This is a genomic window from Thiohalospira halophila DSM 15071 (assembly GCF_900112605.1).
GTDB lineage: Bacteria > Pseudomonadota > Gammaproteobacteria > Thiohalospirales > Thiohalospiraceae > Thiohalospira > Thiohalospira halophila.
This window is the reverse complement of sequence record NZ_FOMJ01000001.1, coordinates 272,068-286,086: the sequence shown is the minus strand read 5'-3', so window position 1 is coordinate 286,086 and position 14,019 is coordinate 272,068. Positions and strand designations below refer to the sequence as shown.

18 protein-coding genes are annotated in these 14,019 nt (G+C 71.2%); 1 reads left to right on the top strand and 17 read right to left on the bottom strand.

All coding sequences use genetic code 11. From position 1 onward, the window contains the following. Positions 1–27: 27 nt before the first annotated feature. Positions 28–1,263 carry a porin gene (locus BM272_RS01525; protein WP_093426986.1) on the top strand — a complete coding sequence of 412 codons (1,236 nt, stop codon included), beginning with the start codon at positions 28–30 and terminating at the stop codon, positions 1,261–1,263. A gap of 93 nt (positions 1,264–1,356) precedes the next feature. Here BM272_RS01525 and BM272_RS01520 read toward each other — a convergent pair whose 3' ends face one another. The 17 genes from BM272_RS01520 to BM272_RS01440 form a co-directional block, all read right to left on the bottom strand. Further along, entirely contained in the window at positions 1,357–1,962 is a 606-nt protein-coding gene (locus BM272_RS01520) for a V-type ATP synthase subunit D (RefSeq protein ID WP_159432986.1), read from the bottom strand. Then, complete coding sequence (locus tag BM272_RS01515) at positions 1,949–3,361, bottom strand: V-type ATP synthase subunit B (protein ID WP_093426984.1); 1,413 nt, start codon at positions 3,359–3,361, stop codon at positions 1,949–1,951. Before BM272_RS01515 ends, BM272_RS01520 begins: the two co-directional genes overlap by 14 nt. After that, entirely contained in the window at positions 3,351–5,117 is a 1,767-nt protein-coding gene (locus tag BM272_RS01510) for a V-type ATP synthase subunit A (RefSeq protein ID WP_093426983.1), read from the bottom strand. Before BM272_RS01510 ends, BM272_RS01515 begins: the two co-directional genes overlap by 11 nt. Then, complete coding sequence (locus tag BM272_RS01505; RefSeq protein WP_093426982.1) at positions 5,114–5,797, bottom strand: V-type ATP synthase subunit E family protein; 684 nt, start codon at positions 5,795–5,797, stop codon at positions 5,114–5,116. Before BM272_RS01505 ends, BM272_RS01510 begins: the two co-directional genes overlap by 4 nt. Next, complete coding sequence (locus BM272_RS01500) at positions 5,794–6,123, bottom strand: V-type ATP synthase subunit F (protein WP_093426981.1); 330 nt, start codon at positions 6,121–6,123, stop codon at positions 5,794–5,796. Before BM272_RS01500 ends, BM272_RS01505 begins: the two co-directional genes overlap by 4 nt. A gap of 4 nt (positions 6,124–6,127) precedes the next feature. Beyond that, entirely contained in the window at positions 6,128–6,481 is a 354-nt protein-coding gene (locus BM272_RS01495; protein ID WP_093426980.1) for an ATP synthase subunit C, read from the bottom strand. Then, positions 6,478–8,343 (bottom strand): V-type ATP synthase subunit I, encoded by a 1,866-nt coding sequence (locus BM272_RS01490; RefSeq protein ID WP_093426979.1) that lies wholly within the window; start codon positions 8,341–8,343, stop codon positions 6,478–6,480. The genes BM272_RS01495 and BM272_RS01490 overlap by 4 nt, the downstream gene beginning before the upstream one ends. Before the next feature lie 10 nt (positions 8,344–8,353). Next, positions 8,354–9,061, bottom strand: a complete 708-nt coding sequence (locus tag BM272_RS01485; RefSeq protein ID WP_093426978.1) for a hypothetical protein — start codon at positions 9,059–9,061, stop codon at positions 8,354–8,356. Next, positions 9,058–9,375 carry a hypothetical protein gene (locus BM272_RS01480; protein ID WP_093426977.1) on the bottom strand — a complete coding sequence of 106 codons (318 nt, stop codon included), beginning with the start codon at positions 9,373–9,375 and terminating at the stop codon, positions 9,058–9,060. Before BM272_RS01480 ends, BM272_RS01485 begins: the two co-directional genes overlap by 4 nt. A 15-nt stretch (positions 9,376–9,390) precedes the next feature. Continuing rightward, positions 9,391–10,488 (bottom strand): ferrochelatase, encoded by a 1,098-nt coding sequence (gene hemH / locus BM272_RS01475; RefSeq protein WP_093426976.1) that lies wholly within the window; start codon positions 10,486–10,488, stop codon positions 9,391–9,393. Positions 10,489–10,622: 134 nt separating this feature from the next. Next, positions 10,623–11,348 (bottom strand): DUF3581 family protein, encoded by a 726-nt coding sequence (locus BM272_RS01470; protein ID WP_205407722.1) that lies wholly within the window; start codon positions 11,346–11,348, stop codon positions 10,623–10,625. A gap of 104 nt (positions 11,349–11,452) precedes the next feature. Beyond that, a complete protein-coding gene (trxA, locus tag BM272_RS01465) occupies positions 11,453–11,836 on the bottom strand; it encodes a thioredoxin (protein ID WP_093426975.1) in 384 nt (127 codons plus the stop codon). A 92-nt stretch (positions 11,837–11,928) separates the two neighbouring features. Then, positions 11,929–12,345 carry an NUDIX domain-containing protein gene (locus BM272_RS01460; protein WP_093426974.1) on the bottom strand — a complete coding sequence of 139 codons (417 nt, stop codon included), beginning with the start codon at positions 12,343–12,345 and terminating at the stop codon, positions 11,929–11,931. A gap of 26 nt (positions 12,346–12,371) precedes the next feature. Next, positions 12,372–12,671, bottom strand: coding sequence for a nucleotidyltransferase domain-containing protein (locus tag BM272_RS01455; protein WP_093426973.1), 300 nt, complete (start codon positions 12,669–12,671; stop codon positions 12,372–12,374). Positions 12,672–12,712: 41 nt separating this feature from the next. Then, a complete protein-coding gene (locus BM272_RS01450; protein WP_093426972.1) occupies positions 12,713–12,997 on the bottom strand; it encodes a BrnA antitoxin family protein in 285 nt (94 codons plus the stop codon). Beyond that, entirely contained in the window at positions 12,981–13,283 is a 303-nt protein-coding gene (locus tag BM272_RS01445; protein ID WP_093426971.1) for a BrnT family toxin, read from the bottom strand. Before BM272_RS01445 ends, BM272_RS01450 begins: the two co-directional genes overlap by 17 nt. Before the next feature lie 39 nt (positions 13,284–13,322). After that, the gene (locus tag BM272_RS01440; RefSeq protein ID WP_240307970.1) at positions 13,323–14,003 is read right to left on the bottom strand and encodes an endonuclease III domain-containing protein; all 681 of its coding nucleotides are present in this window, start codon (positions 14,001–14,003) and stop codon (positions 13,323–13,325) included. Positions 14,004–14,019: the final 16 nt, after the last annotated feature.

Genomic DNA, 14,019 nt, shown 5'->3' with positions numbered 1-14,019 from the left:
CACCATTCCAACAAGGGGAGGAAGACCATGCGCCATACCCTCATCGCCGGCCTCGTGGCCGCGAGCCTGCCGGCCAGCGCCCTCGCCGGCGCCAAGGTGGAGATCAACGACGACGCCAGCCTGGACCTCGGCTTCCGGCTGCAGTCGCAGATGATCCAGTACGACAGCGACGCCGTGGCCGACAGCCGCGACTACAAGATCCGCCGCGGCCGTCTGCGCCTGGGCGCAACCGTCCACGAGAAGGTCTCGCTGTTCATGCAGACCGAGTTCGCCGAGGGCCCCGGGGCCGGGGGCGACGCCCGGGTCATCGACGCCTTCATCAAGTACAAGCTCGACGACTGGGCCCAGGTCATCGCCGGCGAGAACATGGCGCCGAGCCTGCGCCAGTCCACCACCAGCTCCGGCGGCCTCATGGCCATCGACCGCACCGGCCTGGTCTACAAGGACCTCACCTGGGGCGCCCGCGCCGTGGGCGCCTTCACCAACCAGGTCCTCCCGGAGACCGATTCCGGGCTCGGCGGCGATGTCGGCGTGCGCGACATGGGCCTGACCCTGTTCGGCAGCGGCTCCCTCTCCGACAGCACCCATCTGAAGTACTACGTGGGCACCTACGACGGCGCGAGCACCAACAACGACAGCGAGCGCTACACCGCCCGGGTGCAGATGAACTTCGGCGATCCGGAGCCGGGCTACTACAACCTCACCACCTACCACGGCGGCAAGGAGACCTTCGGGATCGGCCTGGCCATGGACGCCCAGGACGAGGTTGCTGAAGCTGCCATCGACGGAAACAGTCCTGCCGAGTGGCACGACTACGAACTCATGACCGCCGACCTCTTCCTGGAGCAGCCCATGGGCCCCGGGGCGCTCTCCGCCGAGGCCGGCTGGATGGACCTCGACCTTGGGGGCGGCAATGAGCACTTTGTGAATTCGGATGGTGCCGTCATGGACGGGGAAGACGATCGCCCCTACTCCGCTACGGTCGACCGCGTCCAGGGCTCCGGCTACTACGCCCAGGCCGGCTACACCGTGGGCGACTGGCAGCCCTGGGTGGCCCACGAGTCCTGGGGCTCCGACGCCGACCAGGACCGGGGCAGCTACGACGCCACCCGCGTAGGCATCACCTACCTCATCGACGGCCACAACGCCAACATCAAGGCCGGCTTCGAGCAGACCAAGGCGGAGAACGCCATCGAAGAAAACAAGCACGGCGGCGAAGACACCATCAACGCCTTCGTACTCGGCGGCTACATCACCTACTAGGCCCCACGCCGGGATCCAGCCCCGAGACGCAGAAAGCCCGCCGCGGCCCCGTGCCCCGGCGGGCTTTCTCGATCCCGGAGGGTCGTCTTCGGCTCAGTCCGGGGCGTGGAGCCGAGCGCGCACCGCCTCCTCCTGCTCCTGCTCCTCGATGGCGGTGCCGATCCAGGCGACGTCGCGGTCCAGCTCCGGCAGGACGACATCCTCCAGGGCGCGGGCCCGGCGGGCGGTGACCCGGTACTCGTCCAGCAGGCGGGCCAGGTTGGCCTCGTGGGTGGCGCGCCGGGCCGCCGCCTCGGTCAGCCGGGCGAAGGCGTCGGCGCAGGCGTCGGCCTCGGCGGAGGGGTCCAGGGCCGGCGCTCCCTCGCCCGGCCGGTAGCGCACGGCGGTGCGCTGGAGCAGGACACCCAGGAAGCCGGAGCCGGCTACCTCCAGCTTCCCCGCCGGTTCCCGGGGTGGCTGCACCCCCAGGTCCTCCAGGCCGTGGCGGCCCACGGCGGCCGCCAGTGCCGCCGCGGCCGCCTCCCGCGCCTCCTCCCACTCGGCCAGCGCCTGCCGCTGGGCCTGAAGCTCCTCCATGATCCGCGCGGCCAGGGAGAGGCGCTTCTCGTCCAGGAAGTGGTAGCCGTCCTGAACGACCTGCCGCTCCTCGCGCAGGTCCAGCAGGGTCGAGGGGGTCGGGCTGAAATCACGTTCCGCCATCGTTCTCCTCCTCGCCACCACCCTCGTCGCCATCGCCGAGATGGTCCCGGATCTGGGCATCGGAGAGGCGATGGAGCTCCGCATGGGGGAGCATGGCCAGCAGCCGCCAGCCCACCGCCATGGACTCCTCCAGGGTCCGCCGCTCCGGCTGGTTCACCAGCTCGGCCTCGAAGCGCTCGCCGAAGCGCAGATAGGTCCGGTCGGTGGCCGGCAGGCTCTCCTCCCCCACCACGCTGGCCAGCACCCGGATCTGGTGGACCCGGGCGTAGGCGGCGTAGAGCTGGCTGGCCAGGTCGCCATGGTCGGGATCGGTGTAGCCGGTGCCGGTGCCGTCCTTCATCAGTCGTGACAGGCTGGGCAGGACCTTCACCGGCGGCTCCAGGCCCCGGCGGTCCAGCTCGCGGTCGAGGACCATCTGCCCCTCGGTGATGTAGCCGGTGAGATCCGGGATGGGGTGGGTGATGTCGTCCGACGGCATGGTCAGGATGGGCAGCTGGGTGAGGGAGCCCTCCTGCCCGCGCAGCGCCCCGGCGCGCTCGTAGAGGGCGGCGAGATCGGAGTACATGTAGCCGGGGTAGCCCTTGCGGCTGGGGATCTCGCCGTGGCTGGCGGATACCTCGCGCAGCGCCTCGCAGTAGTTGGTCATGTCGGTCATCACCACCAGGACGTGCCAGCCCTCCTCGAAGGCGAGGTACTCGGCGGCGGTGAGCGCGAAGCGCGGCGTCAGCAGCCGCTGGGTGGAGGAGTCGGAGGCCTGATTGAGGAACATCACCGTCCGCTCCCGGGCGCCCCCCTCCTCCATGGCGCGACGGAAGGCGGCGGCGGTGTGCGAGGGGATGCCGATGCCGCAGAAGACCACGGCGAAGGGCTCGTCGCCGCGCAGCCGCGCCCCCTCGGCGATGCGCACCGCCAGGCGGTCGTGGGGCAGGCCGCCGCCGGAGAAGAAGGGCAGTTTCTGCCCCCGCACCAGGCTGTTGAGGAGGTCGATGGTGGTGATCCCGGTCTCGATGAAGTCCCGAGGCACGTCCCGGGCGGCGGGATTGAGCGGGTCGCCGTCCACCGGCCGCCGCTGGCGGGCGGCCACCGGCGGGCCGTCATCGGCCACCCGGCCCAGACCGTCGAAGATCCGGCCGAGCAGGTCGGGGCCGACGCCGAAGTCCACCGGCGCGCCGGTGAGGCGCACCCGGGTATCCGCCAGGGCCAGGCCGCCGGTCTCCTCCAGCACCTCCACGGTCATGACATCCTCGTCCAGGGCGGCGATCCGGCCCAGCCTCGGCTCGCCGTCGGCGCCATAGACGGTGACCGCCTCGTCCAGGCCGACGTCCATGTTGCGGCGCAGGAAGAGCAGCGGCCCCTCGATGCGCGTCAGGGTCCCGTTTACGTAGGCCTCAGCGCGCATAATCCCCCTCCTCTCCTGCTTCCTGCTCCAGGTTGGCCAGGGCGGCATCGATAGCGCCCGGCAGCGCCTCCAGCTCCTTCAGATGCTCCTCGCCGTACTCCTCGCCCAGCCGCCGCAGCCGGCGGGTCAGCTCCAGACCGGCGATGGCGTCCACCGGGACGCCGCTGTCCACCGCCGCCCGCGCCCGGTCGATGAAACGCACGAAGGCGCGCTGCATGGCGATCTGGCGCGCCGGGGAGCAGTGGCGGTCGGTGGGCGACAGCGCCGACTGGCGCAGGAAGCCCTCGTTGACCAGCTCCGCCGAGAGCAGGGTGATCCGCTGCGCCGGCGGCAGGGCGTCCTTGCCGACGATGCGTGCCATGCGCTCCAGCCGCTGCTGCTCCTCCAGCAGCGAGAGGAACTGCCGGCGCTGGCTCAGCCACTCCGCGTGGCCCTGGCGCTCCCACCAGCCATCCAGGTCGGTGGCATCCTCGGAGTAGGAGGTCAGTGGATTGATGGCCGGATAGAAGCGCGCCTGGGCCCGCTCCCGGTCCAGGGCCCAGAAGCAGCGGGTGTAGCGCTTGGTATGGGTGGTCACCGGCTCCGAGAAGTCGCCGGAGGGCGGGCTCACCGCCCCGATGAGGGTGAGCGACCCGCCGTCGCCGCCCCGGGTCACCACCGTCCCGGCGCGCTCGTAGAAGTCGGCCAGGCGGCTGGAGAGGTAGGCGGGGTAGCCGCCCTCCCCCGGCAGCTCGCCCAGGCGGCCGGAGACCTCCCGCAGGGCCTCCGCCCAGCGCGAGGTGGAATCGGCCATGAGCGCCACGTCCAGCCCCTGATCCCGGAAGTACTCCGCCACGGTGACCCCGGTATAGATGCTCGCCTCCCGGGCCGCCACCGGCATGTTGGAGGTATTGGCGATGATCACCGTACGCTCCATGAGCGGCCGGCCGTGGAGGGGGTCGTCGAGCTGGGGGAACTCCTCCAGCACGCCGGCCATCTCGTTGCCCCGCTCGCCGCAGCCGACATAGACGATGACATCCGCGTCGGCGAACTTGGCCAGGCTCTCCTGGAGCATGGTCTTGCCGGTGCCGAAGCCGCCGGGCAGGGCCGCCCGGCCGCCCCGGGCCACCGGGAAGAGGATGTCGATGATGCGCTGGCCGGTGACCATGGGGGCCTCGGCGGTCTGCCGTCGGGCCACCGGCCGGGGGTGGCGCACCGGCCAGGTGTGGCGCATGGCCGCCTCGTGCTCCTCGCCCTGCGCGTCGCGCAGGCGCAGGAGCGGGGCATCCTCGCGGTACTCCCCGGCCGGCGCGACCCAGGTGACCTCCCCGCCAGCCGTCGGAGGCGCCAGGCAGCGCTGCTCCCGGCTCCCGCTGGGACGGACCGTGCCGAAGGGACTTCCCGCGTCGAGGGCATCCCCCACGGCCACATCCGGCTGGAAGGGGAAGGATTCCGGTTCACCGCTGCGCAGCCCGGGGCGCACGTGCCGCCCCTCCTCGATGGTCAGGGGGCGCAGCAGGCCATCGAAGATCCGGCCCAGCAGCGACGGCCCCAGCTGCACCGCCAGGGGCTGGCCGGTTCCCTCCACGATGACGCCGGGGCGCAGGCCCGCTGTCTCCTCGTAGACCTGGACCACGATCTCCCCGCGGGCCAGTCGGATGACCTCCCCCAGGAGGCCGGCCTCGCCCACGCGAACCGCCTCCTGGATCCGGAAGGACCCCTGGGGCCGGGCGCGCAGTACCGGCCCACTGATCCAGGTGAGCTCCGCCCGGCTCATGTCGTTCCCTCCGGCTCCGCGGTCAGCCGCTCCAGATGGGCCAGAAGCTCCCCTTCCAGGCGCTGGGGTCGGGCAAGGAGGCCCCGGTCGGAGGGGCCCACGCTGGCATCCAGGCAGGCCCCATCGACGCAGATCCGCAACCCGGCGCGCAGGGCCGGGGCTTCCTCGATGCGGACCTCGCCGGCACCCCGGGCCTCCATCTGCTGCCGGGCCGCCTCGGCCTCCTCCGCGGGCCAGCCCGGCGCATGGGTCAGCCACCACTCCCCCCTGGGCAGCCGGGAACAGGCGGCCGCCACCAGCCGGTCCACCCAGGCCTGCCGGGCCCCGGGATCCTGCCAGCGGCGCTCCAGCTCCGTCTGCAGTGCCTGCCAGCCCTCGGCCAGCAGATCCCGCGCCACGGCCTGGCGGCGCTGGCGCGCCCGGCTCTGCTCCCGGGCGCGGCAGGCGGCCTCCTGGCGCCGGGCTCGGGCGCGCTCGGTGGCCACCGCCTCCCCCATGCGCCGGCGGGCATCGGCGAAGGCCTCCTGGACGATGGCCCGGGCCTCGGCCGCCGCCTCCTGCCGGATCTCGGCGCAGCGGGCCGCACGGTGTTCCGCCAGGCGCTGCAGCAGCGATTCGGCCTGGGCCTCCAGGATGGAGGTCGGCGGGTCGCTCTTCTCGTCGACGGTACTCGCGTTCACAGATCCACTCCCAGTTCCCGACGCAGGCGCTGTTTGAGGTCGCGCATGGGGGTCTCCCCGTGGATATCCGGCACCACCACCACCAGCGGCCGACCCGAGGCCACTGCTGCATTGACCTCCGACGGTGGCAGGCTGCGGGCCGCCGTGGCCCCCAGCAGGAGGAGGTCCGTGATGGTCAGCAATTCGCGGAAGGTGGGCAGGAGCTGGTCGGCCTCCGGGGCGTGGGCATCCAGCCCCGCCAGCCGGAAACCGGCAGCGGTGGTGGCATCCCCCAGATAGGCCGGCGGCCGCCGGCCCAGGTCGGTCGACCAGTCCCGTCCCGCCAAGGCCCTAGCCGAGCTGGTTGAGGATCAGGATGGAGACGATGAGGCCGTAGATGGCGATCCCCTCCGCCAGGCCCACGAAGACCAGCAGCCGGCCCAGCAGATCGGGATTCTCGGCGATGGCCCCCACCGCCGCCGAACCCACCGCCGCCACTGCATAGCCGGCGGCCAGGGACGAGAGGCCGGTGGCCAGGGCGGCGGCGATGTAGCCCCACTGGCGGACCCCGGGGTCGATGGCGTTCTCCCCCCCGGCGGCCGCGGCCAGCGCCTGCGGCGCGGCGAAGACCAGAACGGTACCGGCCACGGCGGCCAGCAGTGCCAGGAGGGTGAGTCCCGCCGCGCGTCGTTGTGCCTGAATCATGTCGAGCTCCTTTCCGGGTCGGTCTTGGTTGAGTCGCCTCCCCCGCTGGAGCGGGAAGCGGCCAGGGGCCGGAAGGGCCGCCCCCCGCCGTGGAGGAAGCGCACGAAGAATTCAAAGAGCATCAGGCGCGTGATCTGGATGGAGACCACCAGCCCCTCCAGGGCGAGGATGACGACATTCCCCGCCACCAGGATGATCGCGGCCCCGATGAACCCCGCCCCGTGGGCCAGGGACTCCACCGCCAGCGCCAGCCCCGAGTGGGCCAGGGCGAAGGCCCCCACGCGGGCGAAGGAGAGGGTGTTGATGACGAGCTGGAAGGCGCTCTCCAGCAGCCGCCCCGCGTCGGCGCCCAGGGTAGCCAACCGGCCCTCCCCGCCGCCCCGGGACCAGGCGCCCCAGAGGTACCACACCAGGCCGGCTCCGGCCACCGCGAAGCCGGCGGGATGGAGCAGCCCCGCCATGAGGCCGAGGTAGCCCACCAGGACACCGGCCTCCTGGCGCCACCAGAGCCCCACGCGGCCGGCCCAGAAGGCCTCGACGCCGTTGAGCAGCAGTCCCAGCAGGAGGATGACGATCCCGCCCACCAGCGGCACCAGCAGGATGGTCAGGGGCTCGTCCATGGGACGCAGCCACAGCGGCGGCAGGATCTCCAGGGCGAAGACGCTCCCGTAGAGGGCGCCGAAGGCCATGGAGGCCACACCGGCCGGAATGAGGATCCCGGCGGCGGGGTAGCGCCGACGCAGCCCGAAGCCCAGGGCGGCCAGGACCGCCCCCTGGCCGAGATCGCCGAACATGTAGCCGAACAGCAGCGGCACCAGGACGGCGAGCAGGCGGCTGGGATCCGCCTCGTTGCGGTCCGGCGTACCCAGCAGGCGGGCGAAGATCTCGAAGGGGCGCGCCCAGGCCGGGTTGTGGAAGACCTGGGGCGGCTGAACACCGGGGGGCGGGTCGGTGAGCCGGACCACCCCCTCCACTCCGGCCTCGGCCAGGGCGGCCTGGAGGTCGGCGGCCTCCTCGCTGGTCCAGCCGGTGAGCCAGGCGAAGTTCTCGGAGACCGGTACCGCATCCACGGTCCGGATGAACCAGAGCAGCCGCTCGATCTCGCCCACGGCGCCGGCGAGGCCGTGCTGGCGTGCCAGGCGGTCCAGTCGGCGGCGCAGGTCGGCCGCCTCCGAGGCCAGTTCGGCCCGGCGATGGGCCACCGTCTGCCGGGCCTCCGCCGGCGTATCCCCCGGCTCCCGCGGCAATCTCAGACGCTGGCCGCGCTCCCGGGTGATCCGGCGATACAGGGTATCGACCTCGTCGGCGGGGCCCACGGCCAGCAGGTAGGTGGCCTCGCTCCCCGGAACCCGGCGGGTCATCACCCCCGGGGGGAGGCTCTCCATCCCCTCCTCCAGCGCGGCCGGGAGGAGGAAGACGGTGCTGACCACCGACTCCCCTTCCCTGGCCAGCGCGCCCAGGGGGAGATCGGCATCGCCCAGGCCGCCCAGGAAGTCGGCCACCCGGGCCAGCTCCGCCTCCTCGGCGGCGATGGCCTCCAGCCGCTGGACCGCGGCATCCGCGTCATTCGCCCAGGCACGCACGCGATCCAGGGCATCCCGAAAGACCTCCTCCGGGACGCCGGGATGCTCGTCGGGGCGGCGCTCTTCGGCGGGGGGAAAGTAGTCGCCGTAGCGGGCCTGGAGCTGGCGGTACTCCTCCAGCCCCTCTTCCAGGCCGGCCACGGCCGGCTCGGCCTCCCCCTCGGAGCGGGTCTCCAGCTCCACGGCGCCGGTGTGGGCCAGGCAGTCCACCGCCCGGGGGAGCTCCGCGCGCTGGGTGAGGAGCTCGAACCAGCGCGCCTGGCGGGTCCGCAGACTCATGCCGGCCCCCTCATGCCGGCCCCCGCAGGGCGCGGCTTGCCAGCAGGCCGCGCAGGCGCTGGAGGTGAACGGCGGCCAGTCCCAGGTGGAGGAAGGCCGCCGCCGGGCTGGTGCCGGCCCGGCGCAGGGCCCCGCGCAGGGTCCGGGTGGCAGAGGCCGGATCGGCGGCCCCGCGGGCGGCGGTCAGGGCCCGCTGGGCCGGTTCGAGATGGTCGGGCTCCGCCCAGTGGGTGCGCCAGATCGCGGCCCAGTCGCGGCCGATTTCATCGACCTCGCTGGTCGCCAGCGGCGCCAGCGCGGTCTGCGCCAGGGCAGCGCGGCGCCCCTCGGCATCCCCGCCCAGGGCCACCGGGGAGAGGACGGGATCCTCCAGGGTCCAGGCGGGAGCCGCCCCGTCGCGCAGGAGGTGGACCAGAACCGGCAATCGGGGCAGATGGCCGAACCAGTGCGCCGCCGCCTGCCAGCGCCGGGGGAGCCAGCCGGTGACCTCCTCCGCGTGCTCCAGCCAGCGCTCGCGCAGGCGGCGCTCGTAGCCGGTGGCCGTGGCGGTGCGGTCCAGCCCCGCCACCCAGGGGCGCAGGGGCCCGGAACGGGCCGCCTCCAGCAGGGCATCGGCGTCACCGGTCGCCTCCAGGGCGCGCCAGCCCTGCACATCGGGAAAGGTCCGCTGGCGGCCGCGGACCCGGGCAATGACGTAGGCCAGCGCCGGCTCGGTCAAGACCCCTCCCCGTCCAGGAGGTCATCGGCCAGGGCGCGGACGGCGGCGGCGAGGTGCTCCCGGGCCGCCACCTCGGCAGAGTCCTCCTCCGTCGGCTCCTCGCTGGCCGCCTCGGCTCCCGATTCGGCCATGGACTCGTGGAGCCGCCGGATCCGGTCATCGGCGCGCTCGCCGATCCGCTGGGCCCGCTCCCGGGCCTCGGCCACCGTCGCCTCCGCCTCTTCCCGGCACTGCCGGATGGCGTCCTGGACCTCCTCCTCGGACTCCAGCACCCGGCGGATGGCGGCATCGGGATCGTCGTCGTACTCACTCATCGTGGTTGCCCCTGACTAATCCGCCGCCCCCAGTTCCAGGGCGCGGCGACGGCTGGACTCGGCCGCCTCGGGATCCGGGGCACGCTCGGCCTCGGGCCAGCCGGCGACGTGGCGGGTGGCCAGGGCGGCCAGGGCCTGGATGTGGTCGGCCCGGTCGTTGAGGGCCGGGATGTAGTGGTACTGCCCGCCACCGGCTTCCTCGAAGTACTCGCGGTTCTCCTCGCCGATCTCCTCCAGGGTCTCCAGGCAGTCGGCGGGGAAGCCGGGGCAGACCACGTCGGCGTGCTCCAGCCCTTCCCGGCCCCAGGCGGTGAGGGTCGCGTCGGTATAGGGCTCGATCCACTTGGCCTTGCCGAAGCGGGACTGGAAGGCCACCTGCCACTCCTCCGAGCCCAGCTCCAGCGCCTCGGCGAGCAGCCGGCCGGTCTTGTGGCAGTGGCAGAAGTAGGGGTCACCGGCATCGCGCCCGCGCTCGGGGATGCCGTGGAAGGACATGAGCAGCCGCCGGGGTCGGCCGTGCTCGGCCCAGTGCTCGCGGATGGAGCTGGCCAGGGCGGCGATGTAGCCCGGATCGTCGTGGTACTGGTGGACGAAACGGACCTCCGGCACCCAGCGCCACTGGCGCAGCACCTCGGTCACCTTGTCGAAGGTGGAGCCGGTGGTGGCGGAGGCGTACTGGGGATAGAGCGGCAGCACCAGGATCCGGCGGGCGCCGGCGGCGTGCAGCTCCTCCAGCCCGGCCTGGATGGAGGGCTGGCCGTAGCGCATGGCCAGGGAGACGCTCACCGGCCCCGGCAGCCGCTGGTTCAGTTCGGTCTCCAGCGCCTTTGCCTGGCGGCGGCCGTGGGCGAGGAGCGGCGAACCCTCGTCGCCCCACACGCCGGCGTAGGCCGCGGCGGATTTCTTCGGCCGCGTGCGCAGGATGATGCCGTGGAGGATGAGCCACCAGACGGCCCGCGGGATCTCCACCACGCGCCGATCCCAGAGGAATTCGCCCAGATACCGGCGCAGGGCCGAGGGAGTGGGGGCGTCAGGCGTGCCGAGATTGGTCAGCAGGATGCCGAGCCGCTCCCCTTCGCCGTGGTGGTACTGCTCGCCGCGAAAGCGGGCCATGGTGCCTCCTCGTGGGACTCGAACCTGCCCTATTCTGGATCGGGATGGGCCCGTGCGCCCGTACAGCCGTAACAGGCCTGTTCTCGAGGTTCCGGACCAGCGCGATGCGCCATCCGGAACGACGGAGACGCACTTCAGACGGCCCCGGCCTCTTCGAAGTAGGCGGCCTTGCGGACATCAAACGTCTCGATGATCTCGGCCATGCGCGTCTCGTCGTAGGGGCGCAGGCCGCTGACCACCAGCCGCTTGGAGCCGTGGCCCACCGTCCGGCCACCACTGGTGAGCCGGAAGGCGAGATGGACATCACCGCGCTTGCCATCGACCTCCATGCTGCTGTCAGCCAGCTCCACGTCCAGATCGGGGCCGCCCTCCCCCTCCAGCAGCTCGAAGGCCATGCTGTCATAGATGATGAGCGGGCGGTCGGGGTTGAACATCACTCCCTGCTCCGCCATGAGCGGCTGCAGGATCCAGGGGAAATTCTGCCCGGAGAAGGCGACGTAGCCGCGCACCAGCGCCTCCGCGACGGCCGGATCGGCCAGCGGCTCCGGCGCCCGGGCGACGGTGAGGTACTCCCGGCCATCGGTATCGGCGATGGTCATCTCGCCGTCCGCCTCCGGCAGCGCCAGCGGGGTATCGGCGCCGACCATCCCGTTGAAGCGAAACTCCATCCGCGGGGAGAGGCCGTAGTGGCCCACCACCAGGGCGAAGAGGAGATCGCCGGGCACGCAGAATCGCCGGTTGTCGGGGTCGTGAATGGGATTGAAATCGCCGGCTACCTCCTTGGCGAACCGGCTTGCCGCCTCGGCACCAACCCGGACGGTATCGCCTTCGCGGCAGATATAGTCGTCGACGATGGACATGCACGAACTCCACACAAAAAGGACCCGCTCCCCTGCGGGGACGGGTCCCTACTGTGCCATGCGGGGCGCTCTGCCGCCAGCGGCAGCCCCCGCTGGCTCCCGGCTTACTGTTGCTCGTCGGCCTGCTGCGCCTGCTGCTCGGCGACTTCCTTGTGGACCTGCTCCATGTCCACCTCGCGCGCCTTCTGGATCAGCTCCTCCAGCTGGGAGCCCTGCAGGGCCCCGGCCTGGGAGAAGAGCACCACCTTCTGGCGGAAGAGCATCAGGGTCGGGATGGAGCGGATCTGGAAGCTCGCGGCCAGCTCCTGCTCCTCCTCGGTGTTCACCTTGCCGAAGACGATGTCGGAGTGGTTCTCCGAGGCCTCTTCGTAGATGGGCGCGAAGTTCTTGCAGGGGCCGCACCAGGAGGCCCAGAAGTCCACCAGGACGATGTCGTTGTCCTCGATGGTCTGCTCGAAGTTGTCCTTGGTGAGTTCGACGGTGGCCATGGGTGCGCTCCTTGAAGACGAAAGGTGTGGGGTCGGTGGGACGGGTCCCGCCAGCGGTCGATGACCTACTATGGAGCCACCGCAGTCGATATTCAAGAAGGTAATCGAATACTGCAGTAGTCGGCGAGGATCCGGTCGTGGTCGAAGGCCAGCGGCCGCGGCGGGTGGCGCGGATCCACCACCGCGGCAGCACGGGCGTCATCGCGCCCCTCCGGCTCGCCGGTGGCGCGGGCGATGTAGACGGCGCTTACGGTATGGCCCCGCGGGTCGCGGTCCGGAGCCGAGTAGAGCCCCAGCAGCCCCTCCAGGGTGACCGCGAGCCCCGTCTCCTCGGCCGCCTCGCGCACCGCCGCGGCCTCCACCGTCTCCCCCACGTCCACGAAGCCGCCGGGCAGCGCCCAGCCGGCCGGCTCGTTGCGCCGTTCGATGAGGACGATGGCCGGCCCCTCGCGGTCGGTGACCTCGATGATGCAGTCGGCGGCCAGGTTCGGGGTCTCGGGGGCGGGCATGAAGGCTTCCTAGCTCGTTACCAGAATCACAGTGCAATCCCCTCTTCCGCTGCAACGCGGTGAATAGCGCCTTCCTGGAGATTCGGTGCCTGGAGCACCACATCCACGGAACGCCCGTCCATGGCCCGACTGATCCGCGCTTCCAGTCGAGCCCTCAAGAGGGCCGGATTCGCCACGCGCTCATCCACGGTGACCAGAAGATCCAGGTCGCCGCCGCGGACATCGTCCCGAAGGCGGGAACCGAAGACACGAACTTCAGCGCGTTCGCCGGCCGTTTCGTGGACCAGCTCCCGGATCCGGGCCTTGTGTTCATCGGACAGGCGCATGGCTATATCCGTTGCAGGTTGCTTGGGTCGAGAACGCCGACCTAGCGCCCCCCGTACTCACCCGAATGCTCGACAGCCTCGGCCAGCCAGGCCTTGATCAGGGATTGATACGGAATATCGCGCCTATGAGCCTCCACCTTGATCCGATCGAGCAGTCCTTCTGGCAGGCGCAAGGAGATGGTCCGCGTGGAGGGCTTGAGATTGGGCAGTGTGACCGACTCTGCCTGACCCCAATCGATCACCTCACTGGAATCGTTCTCTTCCCAGAAGGCCCTCTCCTCTTCCTCGGAAGCATTGTCTCCCGGCAGCTTAGCGGTGCTGTTCATAGTGCGCCCTCTCTTTCCGATGCATGTCGCGCGCCGAGATGACCCGGATGAGCGCCCCTTCGCCACGCAGGGTGAAAGGGACATGGAGCCGGCGACCTTCCAACGTCCTGCCCAGGGCGTGATACCGGGCCTCTTGCTGGCTATTGCGTGGGTCAGGAGCAACCAGCAGTGGCGCCTGGAAGAAGATGGCCTCCGCCTCTCCCTGAGTGACACCATGCTTATCAACATTCTTGCGACTATTGCCGTCGTCCCACTGAAAGCCAGTAACCTGCGTCCAGTCGATCATTCTCTGTATATTTCCAGCATATACAATATGGCGTGCCCTTCAAGCATTCTCCGCCATCTCCGGGACCGGCTCCGCATGCGAACAGCGTTGAACCAGGACACATTCCGAGCAGCGCGGCCGGGGCCGGCAGATGTCCTTGCCGTGGGCGACGATGAGGGCGTGGTATTCGTTGAACAGCGCCACCGGCTCCGGCTGTTCCGCCAGGGCGGCCTCGAAGGTCTCGCGCAGGGCCTCGTAGCCCTCCTCGCCGGTCACCAGCCCCAGGCGGGCGAAGATCCGGCGGGTGTAGGCGTCGATGACGAAGACGGGTCGATGGAAGGCGTAGAGGAGGATGTCGTCGGCGGTCTCCCGCCCCACCCCCTTCACGGAGAGCAGGCCGGTGCGCAGATCCTCGGTGGGCCATCGGGCCAGGGCGTGATAACCGCCGGCGTCGAGATACCAGCGGCAGAGCGCCCGCAGCCGGTCCGCCTTGACGTTGAAGTAGCCCGAGGGCCGGATCCAGCCGCCCAGGTCGTCGTGATCGGCGGCCAGGATCGCCTCGGGGTCGAGGGCGCCTGCTTCCCGAAGATTGGCGATGGCGCGCTCGACGTTGGTCCACGCCGCATTCTGGGTGAGGACGGCCCCCACCATCACCTCGAAGGCGCCCTCCTCCGCCGGCCACCAGTCCTGGGGCCCGTGGGCGGCCAGCAGGGTGTCGAAGACGGTGCGGAAGTTACTCACGAAAGTTGATCGGCGC

What these genes read in the sequence shown, in the direction of transcription:
- BM272_RS01450 (WP_093426972.1), bottom strand. Translation starts at nt 12,997, where the DNA reads ATGAACAGCACCGCTAAGCTGCCGGGAGACAATGCTTCCGAGGAAGAG.
- BM272_RS01445 (WP_093426971.1), bottom strand. Translation starts at nt 13,283, where the DNA reads ATGATCGACTGGACGCAGGTTACTGGCTTTCAGTGGGACGACGGCAAT.
- BM272_RS01525 (WP_093426986.1), top strand. Translation starts at nt 28, where the DNA reads ATGCGCCATACCCTCATCGCCGGCCTCGTGGCCGCGAGCCTGCCGGCC.
- BM272_RS01490 (WP_093426979.1), bottom strand. Translation starts at nt 8,343, where the DNA reads ATGAGTCTGCGGACCCGCCAGGCGCGCTGGTTCGAGCTCCTCACCCAG.
- BM272_RS01520 (WP_159432986.1), bottom strand. Translation starts at nt 1,962, where the DNA reads ATGGCGGAACGTGATTTCAGCCCGACCCCCTCGACCCTGCTGGACCTG.
- BM272_RS01510 (WP_093426983.1), bottom strand. Translation starts at nt 5,117, where the DNA reads ATGAGCCGGGCGGAGCTCACCTGGATCAGTGGGCCGGTACTGCGCGCC.
- BM272_RS01460 (WP_093426974.1), bottom strand. Translation starts at nt 12,345, where the DNA reads ATGCCCGCCCCCGAGACCCCGAACCTGGCCGCCGACTGCATCATCGAG.
- BM272_RS01480 (WP_093426977.1), bottom strand. Translation starts at nt 9,375, where the DNA reads ATGAGTGAGTACGACGACGATCCCGATGCCGCCATCCGCCGGGTGCTG.
- BM272_RS01455 (WP_093426973.1), bottom strand. Translation starts at nt 12,671, where the DNA reads ATGCGCCTGTCCGATGAACACAAGGCCCGGATCCGGGAGCTGGTCCAC.
- BM272_RS01470 (WP_205407722.1), bottom strand. Translation starts at nt 11,348, where the DNA reads ATGTCCATCGTCGACGACTATATCTGCCGCGAAGGCGATACCGTCCGG.
- trxA (WP_093426975.1), bottom strand. Translation starts at nt 11,836, where the DNA reads ATGGCCACCGTCGAACTCACCAAGGACAACTTCGAGCAGACCATCGAG.
- BM272_RS01515 (WP_093426984.1), bottom strand. Translation starts at nt 3,361, where the DNA reads ATGCGCGCTGAGGCCTACGTAAACGGGACCCTGACGCGCATCGAGGGG.
- hemH (WP_093426976.1), bottom strand. Translation starts at nt 10,488, where the DNA reads ATGGCCCGCTTTCGCGGCGAGCAGTACCACCACGGCGAAGGGGAGCGG.
- BM272_RS01495 (WP_093426980.1), bottom strand. Translation starts at nt 6,481, where the DNA reads ATGATTCAGGCACAACGACGCGCGGCGGGACTCACCCTCCTGGCACTG.